Source organism: Urbifossiella limnaea (genome assembly GCF_007747215.1).
GTDB lineage: Bacteria > Planctomycetota > Planctomycetia > Gemmatales > Gemmataceae > Urbifossiella > Urbifossiella limnaea.
Window position 1 is genome coordinate 5,663,420 of record NZ_CP036273.1, and the last position, 22,330, is coordinate 5,685,749.

Here is a 22,330-nt window from a genome sequence, read left to right on the forward strand (position 1 = left end):
GGCCGGCCTTACAGGAGGCCGTACCCCGAGAGCGTGGCCCGCACGCGGGCTTCGCCGGCGGCGTCGAGCGGGGTCATCGGCAGCCGCAGTTCGCCGGTGCCGCGGCCGAGCAACTTCATCGCGGCCTTCAGCGGGATCGGGTTCGTCGCCACGCCGAGCATGTCGCGGCACAACGGGAACAGCTTCCGGTGCCACCGCTGGGCCTCGTCGATCTTGCCGGCGTCGAACGCCGCGCACAGCGCCATCAGGTCGCGCGGCACCACGTTCCCGACCACGCTCACCACGCCGCGGCCGCCCACGGCCATGATCGGCAGCGTCAGGCTGTCGTCGCCGCTGAGCACGGTCAGGTCCGTCAGCGCGATCACCTGCGAAGCCATGTCGAGCTTGCCGGTCGCCTCCTTCACGCCGACCACGACCGGGTAGGCGTCGGCGAGCTTGGCGATCGTCTCGGCGGCGATCTCGGAGCCGGTGCGGCCGGGGATGTTGTAGATGACCTGCGGCAGGTCGCAGGCGTCGGCGATCGCCGCGAAGTGGCGGAAGTAGCCGTCCTGCGTCGGCTTGTTGTAGTACGGCCCGACCTGGAGGGTGCCGTCGGCCCCGGCCTTCTTCGCGGCCTTCGTCATGCGGATCGCTTCGCGGGTGCTGTTCGACCCGGTGCCGGCCATCACCTTCAGCCGGCCGCGGGCGCGCTCGCACACGAAGGCGACGACGCGCTCGTGCTCCTCGTGGTCGAGCGTCGGCGACTCGCCGGTCGTGCCGCACGGCACGAGCCCGTGGGTGCCCTGCTCGGCGTGCCAGTCGACGAGTTTGCCCAGGTCGGCCCAGTCGATTTCGCCGCTCGTGAAGGGGGTGACCAGGGCGACGGTGACGCCGGCGAACTGTTCGCCGCGGGTGGCGGGCATGACGGACCTCGGCAGGGCGACGGAAAGGGTCAGGGTACGACCCCGCCCGCCGCCCGGCGACCGCGCCTCACGCGGCCGTCGCGGCGCGGGCCGCCTGGTCGAACGCCTTCACCGCGTCGGCCGCGAAGGCGATGGCGGCGCCGCTCCACTCGGTGAGGTTCGCCGAGTACCCGGCCTTGATGCCGGCCTGCGTCACGTGGGCCAGCAGCGCCCCGCGCGAGCTCAACTTCTGGGCCGCGAGTTTGGCGTCGTAGTCCTGCAACCGGCGGTGCAGTTCGGCGCCGTCGGCCGGCAGCGCGGCCGGCTTCTCGACCGGCGCCGCAGTCGTCGTCTGCGGGCCGGGCTTCGTCGGCTTCGGGGCGGGGTCCTTCGCCGCGGGCACGGCGAACGCCGGCAACTGCGGCGGCCGCACGATCTGCTTCTTCGCCGGGTCGTAGTCCACCCACTGCGCCGGCAGCCGGTACAGGTAGCGGCCGATGCCGAACTTCACCGCCGCGCGCTTGAGCGCGTCGGAAAACGCCGCCTTGAGCCGGTCGCCGCCGTCGGGCTGCTCGCTCGGCGAACCCACGTCCATTTTGGTGACCCACTCGCCGCCGAGGTTCACCCGCAACTTGCACGTCACGGAGCCGTCCGGCAGGATGTCGTAGTCGTCCTGCCAGTTCTCGACGCCGAGCACGTCGTCGAGCCGGTCCTCGATCAGGCGCACGTCCACGTAGGCGATCGCCAGCGCCTTGTTGTTCTTCACGATCTGCGGCTTGAACTTGATCTCGCGCGGCTCGAACGGGGCCGAGAGTGCGTCGGTGACGGACCGCACGGCGGGGGTGGGGAGCGCGACCATCGGGAAACCTCCTCGGGGGAATGGATGAAGTGTACACCCGTACCCACGAGGAGGACAATGACGGTAGCGGCGGTTCAGCGGCTCAGCTTGTCCGCGCCCGGCGTGGGGGTCTGGCCCACGGTGGCGAGCGCCGTCGCCAGGAAGGCCGTTGCCAGTTTCTGCACCTGCACGTCGGCGGCGGCGGTCAGCGCCGCCCACTCGGCGTCGGTCGTGCCGGCGCGGCGCGGGTCGGTGCTCACCTCCAGGTAGGCCTTCGCCTTCGGCTCGGTGCCGCTCGGCCGCAGCGACACCTTGGCGGCCAGTCCGCCCTGCCCCGCCATGCGGAAGATCAGGAAGTTCCGCGCCGCCTTGTCGGTGTCGCCCTTGAACAGCCCCATGCGGCCGTTCTCGTCGCGCAGGTCCTCGAAGCCCGTCACCGCCAGTCCGCCGATCTCGCGCGGCGGCGACGCCCGCAGCGTGTCGAGCATCTTCGCCATGTTCTGCTTCCCTTCGAGGCCGGTCATGACGATGTTCAGCACCTCGTTGCGGAAGTAGCCGAACTGGCGGTTCAGGTCGTCGAGGTAGTCCACGAGCGTCCGCCCGGCGCGCTTCTGCACCAGCGCCGCCTCGGCCATCAGCAGTACGGCGCACGCCGAGTCCTTGTCGCGTATCCCGGCCGTCGCCAGGATGCCGTGGCTCTCCTCGGTGCCGATCACGAAGTCGTCCGGGGTGCCGGTCACGTCGCCGTACCGGCCGGTGCTTTCGAGCTGCCACAGCACGTCGGCGTGGTACTTGAACCCGACCAGCAGGTCCGCCACCACCTGCGCCCCGAAGTGCCGGCCGATCCGCGTGATCTGGCCGGTGGTCACCTCCGTCGTCACCACGATGGGGTTCGCCGGCAGTGAGCCGCTGCGCGACAGCTGGGCCAACTTGAAGTGCGTCAGCAGCGCCGCGATCTCGTTGCCGGTGATGGCGCGGAAGGTGCCGCCCCCGGCCGGCGAGGTGCTCGCCATCCCGCCGATCCGGTCCGCGTCCGGGTCGGTGGCCAGCACCAGGTCGGCGTTCTTCTCCTTCGCCTTCGCCTCGGCGCGGTCCATGCACTCGGGGATTTCGGGGTTCGGCGTCTTCGTCACGTTCGGGAACTGGCCGTCCGGCGTCTGCTGCTCCGGCACCTGGATCGGCGCGAAGCCCTGGGCCTCCAGCGTCTCGCCGGCGCAGAACCAGCCGCACCCGTGCAGCGGGGTGAACACCACGCGCATCTCGTCCCGCTTCGGCGGCGGCACCAGGCTCTGCCTGCGGCACAACTCGATGTACGCCCGGTGCGGCGCGTCCTCCAAGAACTTCACCTTCCCGGTCCGCACCGCGTCCGCCCACGGCAGGTGCTTGATGTTCGTCACGCGGCCCACGAACTCGCTCATCAGCTGGTCCTCGGGCGGGACCGGCTGGGCGCCGCGCTCGTCGTAGAACTTGCTGCCGTTGTCGTCGGGCGGGTTGTGGCTCGCCGTCATGTTCAGGCCGCCGTGCGCCCGCAGGTAGCGGATGCTGAACGACAGTTCCGGCGTCGGCGTGTACCGCGGCGAGTCGGGCGGCAGGATGTGGGCCACGATGCCGTTGGCGGCGTACACCCCGGCCGCGTACTGGCAGAACTCGCGGCTCGACAGGTGAAGCACCGGGTTGGGCAGGTCGCGGTTGTAGACGCCGCGCTTGTCCTCGAACTGCCGCACGTCGAAGGCGAGCACCACCTGGAGCGGCCCGACGCCCGGGAAGCGCTGCTTCAGGTACTCGCAGTGCCCCTGCACGCTGGCGCCGAGCGTCCACAGGTTCATGCGGTTCGGCCCGATGCCGACCGAGCCGCGGCGGCCGCCGGTGCCGAACGGCATCACCTGGTAGAAGCTGTCCACGAGCACCGACCACTTCGCCGATTCGACGAGCCACTGCAGTTGCGGAAGGTAGCCGGAAAAGTCGCGGTGTGTGAGCCAGGTGATGAGGTTGACGAGCGCCTTGTCCTTCAGGGCGGAGTCGGCGTCGACGCTGGCGAAGCCCAGGCGGGCGGAGGCGGGGAGGTCCATAAACGCCCTCGGGAAACGGGACCGGGCAGCCCCGCAGGGCCGCCCGGGTAGCATATGTCGGCCGCGCCCCGCGGCCGGGTCAGTTGATCGTGTACACCACGTCGACCGACGCCACCGCGCCCGCGCTGTCGGTCGCCCGGCAGGTGAACGTGTAGATCGTCCCGCCACCGACGGTCAGGGTGATCTTCAGTGTCTCCGTCGTCGAGAGCGGCAGAGTTCCTGAAAACCAGTCGAACGTGTACGAGCCGCTCCCCCCGCTCGCCACGCCAACAAGCGACAGGTCGAGCGGCGCGGGGTAGGTGCACGGCGGGTTCCCCCCGGTGTCGACGCCAACCTCCAGCGGCGTCCCGGCCGCGAGCACGGTGACCACGATCCGGTGTGGCGGGCCGCTCGTCGGCACGACTTCGATGAAGTACTCGACGTCGGCCCCCCCTCCCATCGGGAGGGTGACGTCGGCCGTGCCGGGGCTGTCGCCGCCCGGGAATGTGACGGACTGGCTGTCGAAGACCGTCCCGCTCCCGTCGCTCGCGAGCACCGAGACAATGTGGGGCCGGTCCGGGCGGTTGGTGCTGACGGTCACGGTGATCGTCCCGCCCTTCACGACACTCCCGCTCGTCGGGTCATCGATCGTCGGGTAGGCGTCTGGGAGCGCGGAGACGAGCGCGCGGCGGACGACGCGGGCGATGCGGCCGGTGGTCTTCAGGGTGGGCACGGGCGACTACTCCGGGTCAGGGGGTGGGAGGTGTGACGAGGCGGACGTTTCGGAAGGCGGCCCCGGCGTGGTTCACGACCAGACCGAGCCGGGGGCCGATCGGGCCGGCGGCGGCGACCACGCCGTCCTCCGCGAGGAGGGTCACCACCCGGGCGCCGTGGAGGGGCGGAACCCCCACCCCGTCCCAGGTCGCCTCGACGTGCGTGGGCCAGACCGTGACGGCGAGTTGGTGCCACGCGTCGCCGTCCGTCGGCGGGTCGGCGAGCCGCTGCTCCCAGGGGGGGTTGGCGAAGCGCGGGCCCGGCAATTTCTCGGTCCAGCGGAGCAGTTCGAGGCCGGTGTTGACCCGGTAGAACGGCCGCTCGGGCAGCTTCGGCGGGACCACCGTACGGACGAGCTGCACAAGCGCCGACCGCTTGCCCTGAGGCGACGGCCAGTCCGCCGCGCCGACGAACAACCCGGCCCAGGAAGTCTGGTCGCGAGTCGCGGTGAACTGCATCTCGGCTTCGAGGCGGGTGCCTGGCGGGAGCGGGTGGTTCAGAAGTTCGACGCCCAGACAGCCGACCGACCCGACCGAAACCCGGCCGGTCGCGTCGACCTCGACCCCGCCGGGCGCGCTCCCGGGGAGGACGGAGTGCGGGTAGCGGAAGCCGACCGCCGGGCTGATGAAGTCGAACGCCTCCCGCCGGGCCAGCCGCTCGGCCGCGGTCGGCGCCAGGCGGGGCGGCGGTACCAGCGGATCACTCGCGCGGGCACTGGCTTCGGAGACGACCTGCCGACCCGGGCTGGCGGCGACCAGCGCGGCGACCACTGCGAGGACCGCGCCTGCCGCGACGACCCACACGGGGCCCCGCCGCTTCGTCGGGCGGGGCGGCGGCGGGAGCGTCGCCGTGACCGCCCCGCCGGCCAGCCACGCCTCCAGGTCGTCGGCCACGGCCGCGGCCGACGGGTAGCGGTCGGCCGGCCGCTTCGCCAGGCACCGGTGCGCCACCGCCGCCAACTCCGGCGGCGCGGCCGGGTTCGCCTCCAGCACCGGCTTCGGGTTCGCCTCGCGGATTTGTAGGTACACCTCTACCGGGTCGGTGCCCGGGAACGGCCGCTCGCCGGTCAGTAGCTCGTACAGGATGACGCCGACCGCCCAGATGTCGCACGACGGGCTGTAGTCCGCCTTCTGCGCGAACGTCTGCTCCGGCGACATGTACTGCCGCGTCCCCATCGGGGCGCCGGTCACGCTGGCGTCCGAGTCCTCGCCCAGATACTTCACCAGCCCGAAGTCGGCGACGAGCGGCTCGTCGTCGTCGTCGAGGAGGATGTTGTGCGGCTTCAGGTCGCGGTGGAGCACGTCCGCGGCGTGTAACTTGGCGACGGCGCGGGCGACCTTCGCCATCAGCCCGGCAGCGGCCCGTGGGTCCATCCGAAACCGGTCGAGCTGCGTGCTGAGCGCTCCCCCGGGGACGTACTTCATGGTGAAGAACGGCACCCCCTCCCACGTCCCGGCGGCGTACACCGGGATGATGTGGTGGTGCCCGAGTTTGGCCAGCGACTTAAACTCGCGCTCGAACCGCGCCCGGGCCGCCGAGTCGCCGCTGTTGCGCGGGGTGATGAGCTTCAGCGCCTCGGTGCGGTCCAGTTCGGTGTTGCGGACGCGGTACACGGACCCCATGCCGCCCTGGCCGATCTTCTCCAGCAGTTCGTAGGGGCCGAACCGCGGCGCGGTGGTGGACAGGGCCGTGGTCAGGACGCCGGTGCTGGCGCTGCCGTTGAGGGAGCGGGTGGCGCCGGCGGACAGGTCCGACGCCTGGAGGTTGCCGACCGAGGCGACGGCGTCGTCGTCCGACCCCGACCCGGTGACCGTTTCGGGTTCCGCCATGGAACGCCTCCGCGCACCCGGGTCTGAGGATACCCCCGAGCACAGCCGCCGCCACGACAAACTCGTTCTTCTATCTGGGAATACGCACGAACCCTTACGCCCCTGACAAATGAGAGCCGAATGAGAGCCCGTGCCGGGTACGGGGGCGCCGAACCGGCAGAGCGGCACACGCGTCTGCTACGATGATCCGGTGCCGACGAACGGGTGTAGACGCGCGATGACCCTGACTTTTCAGTTCGACGTCGTGGTGGTCGGGGCCGGGCACGCCGGCGTCGAGGCCGCGACCGCCGCCGCCCGGCTCGGGCTGCGCACCTGTCTTCTCACCATGAACGCCGACGCCGTCGGCCAGATGAGCTGCAACCCGGCCATCGGCGGCGTGGCCAAGGGGCAGATCGTCCGCGAGGTGGACGCCCTCGGCGGCGTCATGGGCCGGCTCACCGACGCCAGCGGCATCCAGTTCCGCATGCTGAACGCGAGCAAGGGGCCGGCGATGCACTCGCCCCGCGCCCAGTGCGACAAGAAGCTCTACCAGTTCGCCGCCAAGCGGCTCGTCGAGGAGCAGCCGAACCTCACGCTGCGGCAGGAGATCGTCGAATCCCTGCTCCTGCGCGACGGCCGCGTCGAGGGCGTGATCGCCACCGGCGACACGCGCTACCTGGCGCCGGCGGTCGTGCTCACGACCGGCACCTTCCTCAAGGCGGTGATGCACACCGGCGAGGCGAAGACGGTCGGCGGTCGGGCCGGAGACGCCTCCGCGGAGGGGATGAGCGGCAGCCTCGCCGCCGCCGGCTTCGAGCTGGCCCGCTTCAAGACCGGCACGCCGTGCCGCCTCAACGGCCGCACCATCGACTTCTCCAAACTCACGCCGCAGCCCGGCGACGACCCGCCACGGCCGTTCAGCTTCGGGACGGACCGCGTCACGGTGCCGCAGGTGATTTGCCACAGCACGGAGACGACGCCGGCCGTCCACGACCTGATCCGCGCCAACCTCCACCGGGCGCCGATGTACAGCGGCCAGATCGGCAGCCGCGGGCCGCGCTACTGCCCGAGCATCGAGGACAAGGTCGTCCGCTTCGCCGACAAGGACTCGCACCTGCTGTTCCTCGAACCCGAGGGGCTGAACACCCGCGAGTACTACTGCAACGGCATCAGCACGAGCCTGCCGAAGGACGTGCAGCACGCGATGTTGAAGTTGATTCCGGGGCTGGAGAACGCAGAGGTCATGCGCTGGGGGTACGCCGTCGAGTACGACTACGCCCCCCCGACGCAGCTCCACCCGACGCTCGAAACGAAGCTCGTGGCGGGCCTGTACTTCGCCGGGCAGATCAACGGCACGACCGGCTACGAGGAGGCCGCGGCGCAGGGGCTCGTCGCCGGGCTGAACGCGGCGCTGAAGCTGAAGGGCGAGCCGCCGCTGATCCTCGACCGCAGCCAGGCGTACATCGGCGTGCTGATCGACGACCTCGTGACGAAGGGCGTCGACGAGCCGTACCGGATGTTCACGTCTCGGGCCGAGTACAGGCTGCTGCTGCGGCACGACAACGCCGACCGCCGGCTCACGCCGGTCGGCCGGCGGGTGGGGTCGGTCGGGGCGGAGGCGTGGGGCCGGTACGAAGCGAAGGAAGCGGGAATCGCGGGGCTTCAGAAGCTTCTCGCTTCTACGCGGTCCGACGGGGACACGCTGGAGACGTGGCTTCGCCGCACGGAGGTGGAGTGGGCCGCGCTGAAGGTGCGGCACCCCGCGCTGGCGGACTGGGACGCCCGGCCCGACGTGGTGGAACAGGTCGTGATCGAGGCGAAGTACCGCGGCTACATCGACCGGCAGGCCGCGGAGGTGGCGCGCTTCCGCAAGATGGAGGGGCGCCCGATCCCCGCGGCCTTCGACTACGCCGCAGTGCCCCAGTTGCGGGCCGAGGCGCGCGAGAAGCTGAGCCGTCTGCGGCCCCACAGTCTCGGGCAGGCAAGCCGCGTGAGTGGCATCACGCCGGCCGACTTAGCAGTGCTGTTGTTTTATCTCGATTGAGCCGTTATGCGGGGCCTGCCCGAGGGGGGAAGCCGGGGAACCGGCGGACCCCACGCGGGACGGGTTCCGGTCGCTCGTTGCGGCCGACCCGGGTGGGCCAGCGGTGGCAGCGGGATTCGTCCGCCGCCGCGCCAACCGGCTCGACCCTGCCTCCGACTCGCCGCGCCGGTTGCCGCAGCCGACCCAAATTGCCTTCCTTCCCATCCGGGAATCTGGCAAAATGGCGGAAGCTGCGGGGGCTGGGCGGTCGATGGGAGGGGTGGCCGAGTCGGCAACGGTGCTGACGCCGAACACGCAGGGAAGGTGTGACGCCGCGCTTGCGGCCCTTCGGGGCGAAGCGGGGTAAGCTCGGGAAGGGTTCCGGGTCGTGCGACCGGCTCCGGCTTCCGCGGCACCAGCGCCGCCGGCGGCTGCTCCTGTCTCTTGGTCCGAACAGGTCACCGGGTTACGATGGGTCGGGAGCGGTAAGGACCGCCCGGCCCGCGTGGGTTCACCGCCTTTCCTCCCTCCCCCGGCCTGCGGGGGTGGTACTCGGCAGCAGCGATTCACGGACGGGTTCCGGTCCGCCGCCGGCTCGGCCACGCGCCGCGCGGACCTCCTTCATGCGAGCCGGCCGGAGCCGGCAGGACGGGTACGCGTATGAAGACGGTGTTCACGACCGGCGAAGCGGCGAAGATCTGCAAGGTCAGCCAGCAGACCATCATCCGCTGCTTCGACAACGGTCAGCTCAAGGGGTTCCGGGTGCCCGGCTCGAAGTTCCGGCGCATCCCGCGTGAGGCCCTGTACAAGTTCATGAAGGACAACAACATCCCGACGGACGCTCTGGAGAGCGGCAAGCGGAAGGTGTTGCTCGTGGACGACGACCCGGACCTGGTGGACACCGTCCACCGCGCCCTGCAGGACGACGGCCGGTTCGAGGTGCGGATCGCCTCGAACGGGTTCGACGCCGGCATGATGGTGAAGGAGTACCGGCCGGACCTGATCATCCTCGACGTGATGCTGCCGGACATTAACGGCAAGGAGGTCTGCCACCGGGTGCGGGCCGACAACACGATGGAGGACGTCCGCATCATCTGCATCAGCGGCATGATCGAGGACGACAAGGTTCAGGAGCTGAAGCTGGCCGGCGCGGACGACTTCGTCGCCAAGCCGTTCGACGTGGACGTGCTGATCGAGAAGATGTGCGTCCAGCTGGACATCGAGGTCGCGGCGGTCGCGTAGGCGTTGATGATCGAGGATTGAGGATCGAGGATTGGGAGGGGCCGACGGCACTTCCCGATTCCTCCCAATCATCAATCCTCGATCATCGATCATAAATGGAGAGTCCCGTGCCACGGACGGCGGTGGGGCGGCGCGCGGCGGACCTGCCGTGGCTGTGCCCGAACACGACCGGGCTGGTCGCGCTGGCCGAGCGGCCGGACGACCTCCCCGCGCTCGCCGTCGCCGACCCAGCGTTGCTGGCATTTCTTGCGCGGTTCGCGCTCGGCACGGACGGCCGCGTCTGCCCCCAACGCTTGAACGGACCGCAGTTGCCCGAGGCGGCGGCCGCGTTCCTCGCTCACTCCGAAGCCGGCTGGCTCGACCCGCTCTCGGCGGTAATCGTTGAGATCGATGCCGTCGGCGGCCGCGCGGCGGAAGTAGCACGATCGCTCGCCGAACAGACGGGCCGCGCCGACCCGGACGCCGCGGAATTGGCCGCGCGGTTGGCGCCGCTCGGGTGGTACGCCGTCGCCGCGGCGGACAGGGCGGCCGCGGTTGCGTGCCTGCGGGCCGCGGACCCGGCTGCCTACCAGCGCGAGCATTGGGGACACGACGCCCATGCAATCACCCGGCGGCTGACGATGCGGTGGCGCTTCCCCGGGTGGTTGGCGACTGCGCTCGGCGGGCTCGGCCTGCCGGACTCGGCGCGCGCCGACGCCCTGGCCGACGTGGTGGCGCTGGCCGTCGCCGAAGCCCAGCGCGAGACCCGCGACCTGGGGCTGACGCCGAAGGTGGACGTTCAGCGGCTGCACGCCCGCCTGGCGAGCGGCCCGCGTCAGCGGGCTGTGCCTTTCGTCGCTGATGGGTGGGAGCAAGCGCACGCCGACGCGGGCCGCTCGCCTTCGGCCCTCAACCCGAATCCGTACCGCGTGCCGCTGCTACCGACGTTGCTCCGCACCGCCGCCGACGCCCGCCGCCGCAACGGCGCCGCGCTGGTGCTGCGCCTGGAAGCCGAGATCGACACGCTGCACGCCCGGCTCGCTGATGAGACCGCAAACGTCGATTTGCAGGCGGCGAAACTGGCGGCGCTGGCCGAGTTCGCGGCCGGGGCCGGGCACGAGATCAACAACCCGCTCGCCGTCATTTCGGGCCACGCCCAGCGGCTCATTCGCACCGAACAGGACGACGACCGCGCCGACAGTCTTCGCACCGTCGTCCGCCAGACGCAGCGAATTGCCGGCATCCTCCGCGAGGTGATGCAGTTCGCCCGCCCGCCGAAGCCCACGCCCGGCCGGGTGGCGGTCGCGGAGTTGTTCGCGGCGGTGGTGACGGAGCAAGAGCCGTTCGCCGCGGAGCGGTCGGTGCGGCTCGAGGCGACCGACGCCGCCGGGTCCGTCGACGCCGACGCGGGTCAGCTACGGACGGCGGTCGCGGCGGTCGTCCGCAACGCGATCGAGGCGGCCGGCGCCGACGGCTGGGTCCGCCTCCGGGCCGAAGCCGGCGCGACGACCGTGCGGCTCCTGGTCGAGGACGGCGGGCCGGGACTGACGGCGGACGTGGCGACGCACGCCTTCGACCCCTTCTACTGCGGCCGACCCGCCGGTCGCGGTCGCGGGCTCGGCCTGCCGACCGCCTGGCGCCTGGCCCGCCAGAACGGCGGCGACCTGCGCCACGAACCCGGCGCAGGCCCCACGCGGTTCGTGTTCACGTTCCCCGCCGCGCGGGAATCGGCATTCCCGACGCGGGAAGCGGCGTAGTCGATTTCGGTCCCTCCACGTCTTGAGTTCCGACACGCTCCGCCCTACGATTCGATCAGTTTCTCACCGGTCGCCGGGACGGAGTCCCGTCATGTGGCCGCGAACTCTGTACGATCTGGCGCGTGGCGCGGCGGATCTGATTTTTCCGCCCGCCTGCCTCCTCTGCGACGCCGCCGAGGCCGAAGCCGCGCCGTTCCGGCATGGGTTCTGCTCGGCCTGTCGCGACGCCCTGACCGCCGATCCGGCGGCACGGTGTCCGAAGTGTGCGGCGACCGTCGGGCCGCACACCGACCTGAAGGGCGGTTGCCCGGCGTGCCGGGGCCGCGGCTTTGGGTTCGACGCCACCGTCCGACTCGGCCCGTACGACGGGTCCTTGCGGGCCGCGATCTTGAAGACGAAGGGCTCGGCGGGCGAGCCGGTAGCCGAGATGCTCGGGCGGACGCTGGCCGAGGCGCGGGCGACCGAGTTGCGGGCGCTCGCGGCGACGGTGGTTGTGCCGGTTCCGCTGCACTGGCGCCGCAGATTGACACGCGGCTACAACCAGGCCGCTGCCGTCGCCGACGAGCTGGCGGCGGCGTTGAAGTTGCCCCTACGACCGGCGTGGCTGGTGCGGACGAAACCGGCCGAGCAACACACACAACCCTCCGCGACGGCACGGGCCGTGAACATCCGGGGCGCTTTCCGCGTGGGGCGCCGTGCAAGTTTCGCCGGGGCGTCGGTCCTCGTGGTGGATGACGTGATGACCACCGCGAGCACCGCGGCGGAGGCCGCCCGGATGATTCGAGCGGCGGGGGCGAGCCGGGTTGGAGTTGCCGTGTTGGCCCGGGCGTAACGGTCGTGTCGAGGGGACCAGGAACGCCGGCCAGGACAGGCGGCGACACCCGGCGGGGGGTACCCGGCGGGCAAACTGCTGGTGAAGGACCGCCGGCGCGTCTGATAGAGAACGAGTATCCCGTGCGGGACGCTGTTCGGGGGAGCGGCGGCCCGCCGGCTTCTGGGGGACGAGTTACCATGTTGCGGTTCGCGCTCGCGGCGGTGGGGGTGGCGCTTTCACTCGGGTCGGCCGCGGCCAACCCCGCCGCCCTGTTCGCCGAGAAGGTGAAGGACTTCGGCCCGACCCCGCGGGGGCCGGTCGTCACCCACTACTTCCGCTTCACCAACACCACCAACCAGACGCTGACGCTCGGCCAGCCGCGCGTCTCGTGCGGCTGCGTGTCGGCGTCGGTCAGCCAGTTCACCGTCGCCCCCGGGCAGTCGGCCGCGATCATCGCGCAAATGAACACCACCCGCGCCGGCCCGGCCAACGTCACGAAGTCGGTGACCGTGTACGTGCCGTTCGTCTCCCCGAGCGCGACGGAGGTGTCGCTGCGGGTGCAGGCGGTGATCCGCGACGACCTGATCCTGTCGCCGGACACGATTAACCTCGGCACCGTCCGCAAGGGCCAGGCTCACAACGGGCAGACGAAGGTGACGTTCACCTCCGACCCGGGGTGGCAGGTGAGCGAGGTGACCAGCACCGGGGCGTTCGTGAAGGCCGAGGCGAAGCTGGAGTCGCGGCAGGGCTCGATGGTGACGTACGCCGTGACGGTGACGCTCGACAAGGACTGCCCGGCCGGGTTCTGGGCCGCCGACCTGTACCTGAAGACGTCGAACCCTGGGGTGGCGTCGGTCCGCGTGCCGGTGCTGGTGACGGTGACGCCGCCGGTGACGGTCAGCCCCGCGGCGGCACAGACCGGCGAGGAACCTGCGACGACCGCGCGGCCGTAACGTGTGGCCGGCTTCCAACCGGCCTAGCGGACTCAGTCCGGTTGGGAGCCGCCCCCAAGAAAATCTCAGGGCCGTCCCTGGGCTTTTCTACCTTGCCCCCCGCTCTGCGGGGGTGAGTGCATTTAGCCGCTCCGCGGCATGCCCCGTTTCTCCCCTCAGCAAGCTGAAGGGTTAACAGGCAGGCCGCGGAGCGGCCTAACACTCGTTCCCCCGCTCCGCGGGGTAACGAGATCGGTCCGTCTCAGCCTGAGACAGACGGGCGGCTCGTTCCCCCGCGGAGCGGGGGAACGAGGCTTCACACTTGCTCGTTCGGGTACTCGTGGTCGAGGATCGTCTTGATCGTTGGCATCCCGACCGGCGGGGCGAGGCCGGACAGCACACCGGTGTACCGCGCGAAGTAGTAATCCACGATCTCCTCACCCGCCGCCGTCCGCATCAGGCGGCCGAGTTCGGCCGCTCGCTCAGCCCGAGACTTCGACGGGTCCGCCTCCCCAGGACCGCGGTACTCCTGACCCCAGTTCAGATTCATCACATCCCTCCGATGCGGCATGCGCCGCTTTGCCACCAGTCGGAAGACCGGCGACGCCCCGAGTCTCGGGGCTACGCGGGCAGTCCCCGGGCTTTTTTGCGCGCATCGATTCCGTATCCCATCCGGCGTGCCCACCCTCTCCGAGGCCGCGCCGGACATGCCGGATTCGCTCCCCCAGCCCTTCAAGAAGCTCCTCGTCGCCAACCGCAGCGAGATCGCCACCCGGGTGTTCCGCTCGGCCCACGAGCTCGGCATCCGCACGGTCGCGGTGTACAGCCACGAAGACCGCTTCGCCCTCCACCGGTTCAAGGCCGACGAGGCGTACCAGGTCGGCAAGCCCGGCGAGCCCATCCGCTCGTACCTCGACATCCCCGGCATCGTGGCTCTGGCGAAGTCCGTGGGCGTGGACGCGATTCACCCCGGCTACGGCTTCCTGAGCGAGAACGCCGGCTTCGCCCGCGCCTGTGCCGACGCCGGCATCACGTTCGTCGGCCCGAAGCCGGACATCCTCGACAACCTCGGCGACAAGGTCGCAGCCCGCGCCATCGCCAAGAAGGCCGGCGTCCCCGTCCTGTCGGGGACTGACAACCCGCTGACATCCGCCGACGCGGCTTCGACACTCGCCGACGCGCTGGGTTACCCGGTGATCGTGAAGGCGTCGATGGGCGGCGGCGGGCGCGGGATGCGGGTGGTGCGGTCGGCGGACAAGTTGAAGGAGTCGGTGGAGTCGGCCCAGCGCGAGGCGGGCACGGCGTTCGGCGTGCCGGACGTGTTCCTGGAGAAGTTCGTCGAGCGGGCCAAGCACATCGAGGTGCAGCTGATCGGCGACCGCCACGGCGGGCTCGTTCACCTGTTCGAGCGCGACTGCTCCATCCAGCGGCGGCACCAAAAGGTCGTGGAGTTGGCCCCCGCCCCGAACCTGCCCGAGAAGGTGCGGAAGGAGATTCTCGACGCGGCGCTGGCGGTCGGCGGCGCGGTCGGGCTCGACAACGCGGGCACGGTCGAGTTCCTGTACGACACCGACGCCGGCAAGGTGTACTTCATCGAAGTCAACCCGCGCATCCAGGTCGAGCACACGGTCACCGAACAGGTGACGGGCTTCGACATCGTGCGCAGCCAAATCCTGATCGCCGGCGGGCTCCCCCTGAATCACCCCGAGGTGGGGCTGGTGCAGGAACAGATCGCCACGCAGGGGTTCGCCATCCAGTGCCGGGTGACGACGGAAGACCCCGCGAACGGCTTCGTGCCCGACTACGGCCGGCTGACGGCGTACCGCTCCAGCGGCGGCCCCGGCGTGCGGCTCGACGGCGGCACCGCGTTCGGCGGGGCGATCATCACGCCGTACTACGACTCGCTGCTGGTAAAGGTGACCGCCAGCGGCCGCCGCTTCGCCGACGCCGCAACGCGGATGGAGCGCTGTCTGCAAGAGTTCCGCATCCGCGGCGTGAAGACGAACATCCCGTTCCTGCTGAACCTGATCGAGCACCCGGAGTTCCTGGCCGGGAACGTGACGACGCGGTTCCTGGACGAGACGCCGGACCTGTTCAAGCTGTCCGGCCGCCGCGACCGCGCGACGAAGCTGCTCGCCTACGTCGCCGACGTGATCGTGAACGGCCACCCGGAGGTCCGTGGTGAAGGGGTGAAGGGGCGAAGGGGCGAAGGGGTGACGACCGGGCCGGGTTCCCTCACCCCTTCACCCCTTCACCCCTTCACCCCTTCACCGGCGCTCCCTGAAGGCACCCGCGATTACTTCAAGGCCCACGGCGCCAAGAAGCTCGCCCAGTGGGTGAAGGAGCAGAAGCGCCTCCTCGTCACCGACACGACGATGCGCGACGCCCACCAGTCGCTCCTGGCGACGCGGATGCGCACCGCCGACATGCTCGCCGTCGCCCCGCGCTACGCCGCGGCGCACGCCAACTTCTTCTCCCTGGAGATGTGGGGCGGCGCCACCTTCGACACGTCGATGCGCTTCCTCAAGGAGTCGCCGTGGGACCGGCTCGCCCGGCTGCGCGAGGCGGTGCCAAACATCCTGTTCCAGATGCTGCTCCGGGCCGCGAACGCCGTCGGCTACTCGAATTACCCCGACAACGTGGTGGACGAGTTCGTCCGCCTCTCGGCGCAGCACGGCATGGACATCTTCCGCGTGTTCGACGCCAACAACTGGCTGCCGAACCTCCGCGTCGGCGTCGAGGCCGTGCTGAAGACCGACGCCATCTGCGAAGCGGCCGTGTGCTACACCGGCGACATCCTCGACCCGCGGCGCGACAAGTATTCGCTGACCTACTACGTGACACTGGCGAAGGAACTGGAGAAGCTCGGCACGCACTTCCTGGCCATCAAGGACATGGCCGGCCTGCTCAAGCCGTACGCCGCGAAGAAGCTCGTGAAGGCGCTCCGCGAGGCGGTCGGGCTGCCGATCCACTTCCACACGCACGACTCGGCCGGCGGGCAGGTCGCGGCCTACGTCATGGCCGCGGAGGAAGGCGTCGATATCGTCGATTGCGCCTTCGCCCCGCTGGCCGGGAACACGGCGCAACCCAGCCTCAACGCGCTGCAAGAGACGCTGCGCTTCACCGACCGCGACCCCGGTTTCGACTTCGACACGCTGCGCGAAACGGCCCTCTACTGGGAGCGCGTCCGCGGCTACTACGCGGCGTTCGAGACGGGGCAGCTGGCGGCGTCGGCCGACGTGTACCAGCACGAAATGCCCGGCGGCCAGTACGCCAACCTGTACCAGCAGGCGCAGTCGCTCGGGCTCGGCGACCGGTGGGCGGAGGTCGGCCCGATGTACGCCGCCGTGAACCAGCTGTTCGGCGACATCGTCAAGGTCACGCCCACGTCGAAGGTTGTGGGCGACGCGGCGCTGTTCCTCCTGTCGCACGGCCTGACACCGGCGGACGCGCTCGACCCGAAGAAGGCCGTGTCGTTTCCCGAGTCGGTGGTCGAGTTCTTCGAGGGGAAGCTCGGCCAGCCGCCGGGCGGGTTCCCGAAGGAGCTCCAGGCGAAGGTGCTGCGCGGCAAGAAGCCGCTGACCGACCGCCCGGGGGCGCTTCTCTCGCCGACCGACTTCGGCAAGGCGCGGGTCGACTTGGAGAAGAAGCTGGGCCGGCCGGCGAGCGAGACGGACGTGATCTCCTACGTCCTGTACCCGAAGGTGTTCCCCGAGTTCGCCGCGGCCGAGGCCAAGTACTCGGACCTGAGCGTGCTGCCGACGCCGGTGTTCTTCCACGGCATGGAGAAGGGCGACGAGGTCAGCATCGAGATCGAGTCGGGTAAGACGTTGATCGTGAAGTTCCTGACAGTCGGCGAGCCGCAGCCGGACGGCCGGCGCGTCGTGTACTTCGAGCTGAACGGCCAGCCGCGCGAGGTCGTGGTGGTGGACCGGTCGCTCGACGCGACCGCGACCAAGAGCCGCCCGAAGGCCGAGGTCGGGAACGCCAAGCACGTGGCGGCGCCGATGCCCGGCGCGGTGGTGGGAGTGGCCGTGGCCCCGGGCGAGGAGGTCGCCGCCGGGCAGAAGCTGATGACGCTCGAAGCGATGAAGATGGAGACGACGCTCTACGCCACCGTGGCAGGCAAGGTGGCCGAGGTGCTGGTCCGCCCCGGCATCCCGGTCGAGGGTGGCGACCTGGTGGTGCGATTCGAGTAACCGCGGAGGTGCCCCGTGCTCACGACCCTCGTTACCGCCCTCGCCCTCGCCCAGCCGCCGACCATCACCGCCGCCGCCGGCACCGGCGAGAAGGGCTTCGCCGGCGACGGCGGCCCCGCCACGAAGGCCAAGCTCGACCAGCCGTTCGACGTGGCGTTCGACCGCGCCGGGCACCTCTACTTCTCCGACACGTTCAACCACCGCATCCGCAAGGTGGACGCCAAAACCGGCGTGATCACCACGGTCGCCGGGTGCGGCAAGAAGAGCTACCACGGCGACGGCGGCCCGGCCACCGCTGCCGGCCTGAACGAACCCTACGGCGTGGAGCTGGACGCCGACAGCAACCTGTACATCGTGGACCGCCTCAACTTCGTCGTGCGCCGCGTGGACGGCAAGACCGGCGTCATCACCACCGTCGCGGGGAACGGCAAGGCGGCCTACGGCGGCGACGGCGGCCCCGCCACGCAGGCCGGGCTGAAGGAGCCGAACGGCATCTGCCTCGACGGCAAGGGGAAGCTCTACATCGCCGACGTGGCCGACCACCGCGTCCGCGTCGTGGACCTGAAGACGGGGATCATCACCACCCTGTGCGGCACCGGCAAGGGGGCCCGCGCAGGCGACGGCGGGCCGTTCAAGGAGGCCTCGCTCCTGGGCCCGCGGGCGGTCGCGATCGGGCCGGACGGCAAGCTCTACGTCGTCGAACGCAACGGGAACTGCGTCCGCCGTATCGACCTCACCACGGGCACGATCGAGCGCTTCGCCGGCACCGGCGTGCGCGGCTACACCGGCGACGGCGCCGCGGCGCTGGACGCCACTTTCGACGGCCCGAAGGAGATCGACATCGACAAGGCCGGCAACGTGTACGTGGTGGACACCGAGAACGAGGCCATCCGCCGCATCGACGCCAAGACGCGGGTGGTGACGACGGTGGCGGGTCGCGGCCGCACCAAGACGCCGGGTCAGGGCGACGGTGGCCCGGCGACAGCAGCGACGCTCGGCCGGCCGCACGGCGTGGCGGTCGGCCCCGACGGGGGGCTGTACATCGGCGACACGAACGCCCACCGCATCCGCGTCGTGCGGTGAGCCTAGAGAAGCGACGCGATCACGAACCCGCCGCCGAACGCCGCCAGCAGCAGCAGCGCCACGGCGACTACGAGAATCGCCGCCTTACGCGGGCTCACGATCCACGTCCCGTTGCCGCCGTCGAGGCTCTGCACGTCCATGCCGCTGACGGGCGTCGGGCCGCGCTTCGGCGGCGGCGGGGCGACGTCTTCGACGGGCGGCAGCTCGCGCGGCAGGCCGAGCAACTCGTCCACGTCGCCGGTCTCGAACAGCGAGTCGCCCGGCTTCATTTGCTTCTTCGGCGCAGCCGGCTTCGGCGGCGGGGCGACCTTCACCTGCGGCCGCGGCGGCGCCACCACCGGCGACGTGGGCTCCGGGCCGGTGAGGCCGAGCAGCTCGTCGATCTCGTCGAGTTCCTTCGGCACCGGGCCGTCGCCGTTCGGGTTCGGCACGGTCACCAGCCCCGCACACTGCGGGCACGGGATGTCGGTGCCGGCCTTGCGGGTGGCGATCCCGAGGAGGCGGTTGCAGTGCGGGCAGCGGAACCGAATCGGCATCGGCGGCCCTCCGCGGGCCAGGCGGGTGACGGGGGACGCAGACAGTATAACGCAGGTCGCCGGCCGGTGTCGAATCCGTAACCCAACCGCATGACCGATCCCACCTGGACGCCGCCGCCGGGCACCCGCGGCCTGATCTTCGACTGCGACGGCACGCTCGCGGACACAATGCCGGCCCACTACCGCGCCTGGACGGCGATGCTCGGCCGCCACGGCATCGCCTTCACCGAACGGCGCTTCTACGAGCTCGGCGGCGTCCCCACGGCGCAGATCATTCGCATCCTCTCCGCCGAGACCGGCGTCCCGGTCGCCGACGTGGACGTGATGGTCGTCGAGAAGGAAACCTTGTTCCTGACGCACATTCACGCGATCCAGCCGCTCGAATCCGTGGTTGCGGTCGCGGCGGCCCACCGCGGCCGGCTGCCGATGGCCGTCGCCAGCGGCGGCTACCGCGAAACCATCACGCGCACACTCGACCAGCTCGACGTCCGCGACTGGTTCGACGCGGTCGTGACGGCCGAGGACACCACCCGCCACAAGCCGGAACCGGACGTGTTCCTGGAAGCCGCCCGCCGAATCGGTGTGCCGCCCGCGGCGTGCGTCGTGTTCGAGGACACCGACATCGGCCTGGAGGCGGCCCGCCGCGCCGGCATGGCGTCGGTCGATGTGCGGCGGCCGTTCTAGAATGCCAGGATGGCCGACGACCCCCCGAAGAAGAAGCGCCGGCCGTTCTGGCGGAAGCGCGTCCGCCGCAGCACCGCCGCCGGCGAGCACAAGCCCGTCCTTCTCGCCGAAGTCCTCGACGCCCTGAAGCCGCAACCGGGCCAGACCGTCGTCGATTGCACGCTCGGCTTTGCCGGGCATTCCGTCGAGTTGCTAAAGGCCGTGGGCCCGGACGGCCTCCTCGTCGCCACCGACCTCGACCCCGCGAACCTGGAACCGGCCCGCACCAAGCTGGACGCCGTCGGCGGGCTGTTCGCGCTGCACCACACCAACTTCGCCGGCCTGTCCTACGTCCTCGGTGCGGAGGGCGTCGCCGGCGTCCACGGGCTCCTCGCCGACCTGGGCATGTCGAGCATGCAGGTGGACGACCGCGGCCGCGGCTTCTCGTTCATGCGCGCCGGCGCGCTCGACATGCGGATGGACCCGACCCGCGGCCGCACCGCCGCCGACCTGCTGGCGACGCTGCCGGAAACCGAACTCGCCGCCGCCTTCCGCGAGTTCGGCGACGAGCCGCAGGCCGACGCCATCGCCGCGGCAATCGTGGCCCGGCGCGACACCGACCCGGTGACGACGACGCAGGCGCTGCGCGAGGTGGTGGAGGCCGCGGCGCCGGTGGTGCTGGACCGCACGCCGGGGGCGCCGCCCGAGCGGAAGCAGCGGCTCGCCCCGGTCACGCGAGTGTTCCAGGCGTTGCGCATCCGCGTCAACCGCGAGCTCGACAACCTCCGCCAATTGCTCCGCGTCCTGCCCGACGTGCTCGCCCCGGGCGGCACCGCGGCGATCATCAGCTTCCACAGCGGCGAGGACCGGCTCGTGAAGGCGGCCTTCCGCGCCGGGCTCCGCGCCGGCGTGTACGCCGCGGTGTCGGACGACCCCACCCGGCCGACGTTCGACGAGCGGAAGGCGAACCCGCGGTCGCGGTCGGCGAAGCTCCGGTGGGCGCGGCGGGCGTAAACTACCGTCATGCACCCCGCCGACCACGACGAGCGCCTCGCCGCCCTGATCGAGCAGCTGACCGCCGAGCAGAAGGCCGGCCGTCGCGCAGACATCACCGCCGCAGCAGCCGCGAACCCCGATCTGGCGGCGGAGCTGACCGACCTGTGGGCCGTCGCCCAGTTCGCGGCCCTCGCCGTCCCTACCCCCACCGTCGCCTACGACCCGCGCCCGACGACACCGGCTGCCGCCGCGCCCGCCGCGCCGCCGCGGGCGTTCGGCGACTTCGAGATCGTCGGCGAGCTGGGCCGCGGCGGCATGGGCGTCGTGTACAAGGCCCGGCAGAAAAGCCTCGACCGCACGGTCGCCTTGAAGATGATCCGCGAGGCGCACCTGGCGAGCCCCGACGACGCGGCCCGGTTCCGCACCGAGGCCGCGGCGACGGCCCGGCTGAAGCACCCGAACATCGTGACCGTGTACGAGGTGGGCACGGTCGGCGGACAGGCGTACCTGTGCATGGAGTACGTTGATGGCCCGACGCTCGCCCAACGGGTCGCGGCCGACGGCCCGCTGCCGCCGCGCGAGGCGGCCCGGCTCGTGGCCGTCATCGCGCGGGCCGTCCAGCAGGCGCACGCGGAAGGCATCCTGCACCGCGACCTGAAGCCGTCCAACATCCTCCTCGGTAACGCGGAATGCGGAATGCGGAATGCGGAATTCCCGTCCCCGGCTCCCGGCTCGGATTCCGCATTCCGCAATCCGCAATCCGCACTCAAGGTGAGTGACTTCGGCCTCGCCAAGCGGCTCGACAGCGGCGGCACGCTGACCCGCACCGGGGCCGTCGTCGGCACGCCGGCGTACATGAGCCCCGAGCAGGCCGGCGGCCGCAAAGACCTGACCGCCACCGCCGACGTGTACTCGCTCGGCGCCATCCTCTACGAACTCCTCACCGGCCGGCCGCCGTTCCAGGCCGCGCACCCCGTCGACACGCTGTTGCTCGTGCTGGAACAGGAGCCGGTGCCGCCGCGCGACCTGAACCCGACCGTGGACCGCGAGCTGGAACTTGTCTGCCTCAAGTGCCTCCAGAAGCCGCCGGAGTTGCGCTACCCGTCGGCCGGGCTGCTCGCCGCCGACCTGGAAGCCTATGCGGCCGGTGAACCGATCGCGGCGCAGCCGAGCGGGCTGCGGTTCCTGCTGGCGCGCGTGTTCCGCGAGACGCACCACGCCGAGGTGCTGGAGAACTGGGGCAAGCTGTGGATGTGGCACAGCCTCATGATCTTCCTGCTGTGCCTCGCCACGCAGGCGATGGCGTGGGCGAGTGTCGGCGACCACGTGTACTACCTGGCCCTGTGGTCGGTCGGGCTGGTGACGTGGGGGGCGATCTTCTGGCAGCTGCGGCGCCGCGCCGGGCCGGTGCTGTTCGTGGAGCGGCAGATCGCGCACGCCTGGGCGGCGGGCGTGAGCGCGAGCATCATCATGTTCGGCATCGAGTGGATCATCCCGCTGCCGGCGCTGTCGCTGTCGCCGGCGGTGGCGGTCGCGGCCGGGATGGTGTGCCTGTTCCAGGCCGGCATTCTGTCGGGGAAGTTCTACCTGTGGGCGGCGCTGAACTTCGCCGCCGCGCTGGTCATGCCGCTGATCCCGGGAGCGAGCGTCCTCCTGTTCGGCGTGGTGTCGGCGCTGTCGTTCTTCATCCCGGGCCGGGCTTACCACCGGCAGCGCGTGCTGGCGGACGCCCGCCGCGCTCGTACCGCTTGAGATCA

The 22,330-nt window shown here is 70.9% G+C and carries 17 protein-coding genes; 10 read left to right on the forward strand and 7 right to left on the reverse strand.

The features are described from left to right. Positions 1 to 8: 8 nt before the first annotated feature. The 5 genes from dapA to ETAA1_RS23125 all read right to left on the reverse strand — a co-directional run bounded on the left by dapA (position 9) and on the right by ETAA1_RS23125 (position 6,370). Positions 9 to 902: a 4-hydroxy-tetrahydrodipicolinate synthase gene (gene dapA, locus ETAA1_RS23105; protein WP_145242709.1), complete on the reverse strand. Its 894-nt coding sequence runs from the start codon at positions 900 to 902 to the stop codon at positions 9 to 11. 67 nt (positions 903 to 969) lie between these two features. Next, positions 970 to 1,740, reverse strand: a complete 771-nt coding sequence (locus ETAA1_RS23110) for a Rad52/Rad22 family DNA repair protein (RefSeq protein WP_145242711.1) — start codon at positions 1,738 to 1,740, stop codon at positions 970 to 972. A 74-nt stretch (positions 1,741 to 1,814) separates the two neighbouring features. Next, positions 1,815 to 3,788 (reverse strand): phospho-sugar mutase, encoded by a 1,974-nt coding sequence (locus tag ETAA1_RS23115; RefSeq protein ID WP_145242713.1) that lies wholly within the window; start codon positions 3,786 to 3,788, stop codon positions 1,815 to 1,817. Between the two features lie 79 nt (positions 3,789 to 3,867). Then, positions 3,868 to 4,500, reverse strand: a complete 633-nt coding sequence (locus tag ETAA1_RS23120) for a hypothetical protein (RefSeq protein WP_145242715.1) — start codon at positions 4,498 to 4,500, stop codon at positions 3,868 to 3,870. 16 nt (positions 4,501 to 4,516) lie between these two features. Further along, complete coding sequence (locus ETAA1_RS23125; protein ID WP_145242717.1) at positions 4,517 to 6,370, reverse strand: serine/threonine-protein kinase; 1,854 nt, start codon at positions 6,368 to 6,370, stop codon at positions 4,517 to 4,519. Positions 6,371 to 6,587: 217 nt separating this feature from the next. On the opposite strand from ETAA1_RS23125, the gene mnmG reads away from it, so the two are divergent. From mnmG to ETAA1_RS23150, 5 genes are all read left to right on the forward strand, one after another. Next, complete coding sequence (gene mnmG / locus ETAA1_RS23130) at positions 6,588 to 8,393, forward strand: tRNA uridine-5-carboxymethylaminomethyl(34) synthesis enzyme MnmG (protein ID WP_145242719.1); 1,806 nt, start codon at positions 6,588 to 6,590, stop codon at positions 8,391 to 8,393. A 639-nt stretch (positions 8,394 to 9,032) separates the two neighbouring features. Then, positions 9,033 to 9,614, forward strand: coding sequence for a response regulator (locus ETAA1_RS23135; protein ID WP_145242721.1), 582 nt, complete (start codon positions 9,033 to 9,035; stop codon positions 9,612 to 9,614). Between the two features lie 107 nt (positions 9,615 to 9,721). After that, positions 9,722 to 11,350: a sensor histidine kinase gene (locus ETAA1_RS23140; RefSeq protein WP_202920353.1), complete on the forward strand. Its 1,629-nt coding sequence runs from the start codon at positions 9,722 to 9,724 to the stop codon at positions 11,348 to 11,350. A gap of 91 nt (positions 11,351 to 11,441) precedes the next feature. Further along, positions 11,442 to 12,182 carry a phosphoribosyltransferase family protein gene (locus tag ETAA1_RS23145; RefSeq protein WP_145242725.1) on the forward strand — a complete coding sequence of 247 codons (741 nt, stop codon included), beginning with the start codon at positions 11,442 to 11,444 and terminating at the stop codon, positions 12,180 to 12,182. Positions 12,183 to 12,361: 179 nt separating this feature from the next. Further along, positions 12,362 to 13,117, forward strand: a complete 756-nt coding sequence (locus tag ETAA1_RS23150) for a DUF1573 domain-containing protein (protein ID WP_145242727.1) — start codon at positions 12,362 to 12,364, stop codon at positions 13,115 to 13,117. A gap of 295 nt (positions 13,118 to 13,412) precedes the next feature. Here ETAA1_RS23150 and ETAA1_RS23155 read toward each other — a convergent pair whose 3' ends face one another. Next, on the reverse strand, positions 13,413 to 13,646 hold the full coding sequence (locus ETAA1_RS23155; RefSeq protein ID WP_145242729.1) for a hypothetical protein: 234 nt from the start codon (positions 13,644 to 13,646) through the stop codon (positions 13,413 to 13,415). A gap of 157 nt (positions 13,647 to 13,803) precedes the next feature. Here ETAA1_RS23155 and ETAA1_RS23160 point away from each other — a divergent pair, with 157 nt between their 5' ends. Together ETAA1_RS23160 and ETAA1_RS23165 are read left to right on the forward strand one after the other, a co-directional pair. Then, positions 13,804 to 17,295: a pyruvate carboxylase gene (locus ETAA1_RS23160; protein WP_145244753.1), complete on the forward strand. Its 3,492-nt coding sequence runs from the start codon at positions 13,804 to 13,806 to the stop codon at positions 17,293 to 17,295. Positions 17,296 to 17,310: 15 nt separating this feature from the next. Further along, positions 17,311 to 18,378 carry an NHL domain-containing protein gene (locus ETAA1_RS23165; RefSeq protein ID WP_145242731.1) on the forward strand — a complete coding sequence of 356 codons (1,068 nt, stop codon included), beginning with the start codon at positions 17,311 to 17,313 and terminating at the stop codon, positions 18,376 to 18,378. 2 nt (positions 18,379 to 18,380) lie between these two features. Here ETAA1_RS23165 and ETAA1_RS23170 read toward each other — a convergent pair whose 3' ends face one another. Then, complete coding sequence (locus ETAA1_RS23170; RefSeq protein WP_145242733.1) at positions 18,381 to 18,914, reverse strand: hypothetical protein; 534 nt, start codon at positions 18,912 to 18,914, stop codon at positions 18,381 to 18,383. Positions 18,915 to 19,004: 90 nt separating this feature from the next. On the opposite strand from ETAA1_RS23170, the gene ETAA1_RS23175 reads away from it, so the two are divergent. Genes ETAA1_RS23175 through ETAA1_RS23185 form a run of 3 tightly spaced genes read left to right on the forward strand, consistent with a single transcriptional unit; the run spans position 19,005 to position 22,325 of the window. Continuing rightward, positions 19,005 to 19,598: an HAD family hydrolase gene (locus tag ETAA1_RS23175; RefSeq protein WP_145242735.1), complete on the forward strand. Its 594-nt coding sequence runs from the start codon at positions 19,005 to 19,007 to the stop codon at positions 19,596 to 19,598. A 9-nt stretch (positions 19,599 to 19,607) separates the two neighbouring features. Next, a complete protein-coding gene (gene rsmH / locus ETAA1_RS23180; RefSeq protein WP_145242737.1) occupies positions 19,608 to 20,591 on the forward strand; it encodes a 16S rRNA (cytosine(1402)-N(4))-methyltransferase RsmH in 984 nt (327 codons plus the stop codon). A 9-nt stretch (positions 20,592 to 20,600) separates the two neighbouring features. Further along, positions 20,601 to 22,325: a serine/threonine-protein kinase gene (locus ETAA1_RS23185; RefSeq protein ID WP_145242739.1), complete on the forward strand. Its 1,725-nt coding sequence runs from the start codon at positions 20,601 to 20,603 to the stop codon at positions 22,323 to 22,325. Positions 22,326 to 22,330: the final 5 nt, after the last annotated feature.

What these genes read in the sequence shown, in the direction of transcription:
- ETAA1_RS23175 (WP_145242735.1), top strand. Translation starts at nt 19,005, where the DNA reads ATGACCGATCCCACCTGGACGCCGCCGCCGGGCACCCGCGGCCTGATC.
- ETAA1_RS23150 (WP_145242727.1), top strand. Translation starts at nt 12,362, where the DNA reads ATGTTGCGGTTCGCGCTCGCGGCGGTGGGGGTGGCGCTTTCACTCGGG.
- dapA (WP_145242709.1), bottom strand. Translation starts at nt 902, where the DNA reads ATGCCCGCCACCCGCGGCGAACAGTTCGCCGGCGTCACCGTCGCCCTG.
- ETAA1_RS23185 (WP_145242739.1), top strand. Translation starts at nt 20,601, where the DNA reads ATGCACCCCGCCGACCACGACGAGCGCCTCGCCGCCCTGATCGAGCAG.
- rsmH (WP_145242737.1), top strand. Translation starts at nt 19,608, where the DNA reads ATGGCCGACGACCCCCCGAAGAAGAAGCGCCGGCCGTTCTGGCGGAAG.
- ETAA1_RS23155 (WP_145242729.1), bottom strand. Translation starts at nt 13,646, where the DNA reads ATGAATCTGAACTGGGGTCAGGAGTACCGCGGTCCTGGGGAGGCGGAC.
- ETAA1_RS23110 (WP_145242711.1), bottom strand. Translation starts at nt 1,740, where the DNA reads ATGGTCGCGCTCCCCACCCCCGCCGTGCGGTCCGTCACCGACGCACTC.
- mnmG (WP_145242719.1), top strand. Translation starts at nt 6,588, where the DNA reads ATGACCCTGACTTTTCAGTTCGACGTCGTGGTGGTCGGGGCCGGGCAC.
- ETAA1_RS23135 (WP_145242721.1), top strand. Translation starts at nt 9,033, where the DNA reads ATGAAGACGGTGTTCACGACCGGCGAAGCGGCGAAGATCTGCAAGGTC.
- ETAA1_RS23160 (WP_145244753.1), top strand. Translation starts at nt 13,804, where the DNA reads ATGCCGGATTCGCTCCCCCAGCCCTTCAAGAAGCTCCTCGTCGCCAAC.
- ETAA1_RS23115 (WP_145242713.1), bottom strand. Translation starts at nt 3,788, where the DNA reads ATGGACCTCCCCGCCTCCGCCCGCCTGGGCTTCGCCAGCGTCGACGCC.
- ETAA1_RS23145 (WP_145242725.1), top strand. Translation starts at nt 11,442, where the DNA reads ATGTGGCCGCGAACTCTGTACGATCTGGCGCGTGGCGCGGCGGATCTG.
- ETAA1_RS23170 (WP_145242733.1), bottom strand. Translation starts at nt 18,914, where the DNA reads ATGCCGATTCGGTTCCGCTGCCCGCACTGCAACCGCCTCCTCGGGATC.
- ETAA1_RS23125 (WP_145242717.1), bottom strand. Translation starts at nt 6,370, where the DNA reads ATGGCGGAACCCGAAACGGTCACCGGGTCGGGGTCGGACGACGACGCC.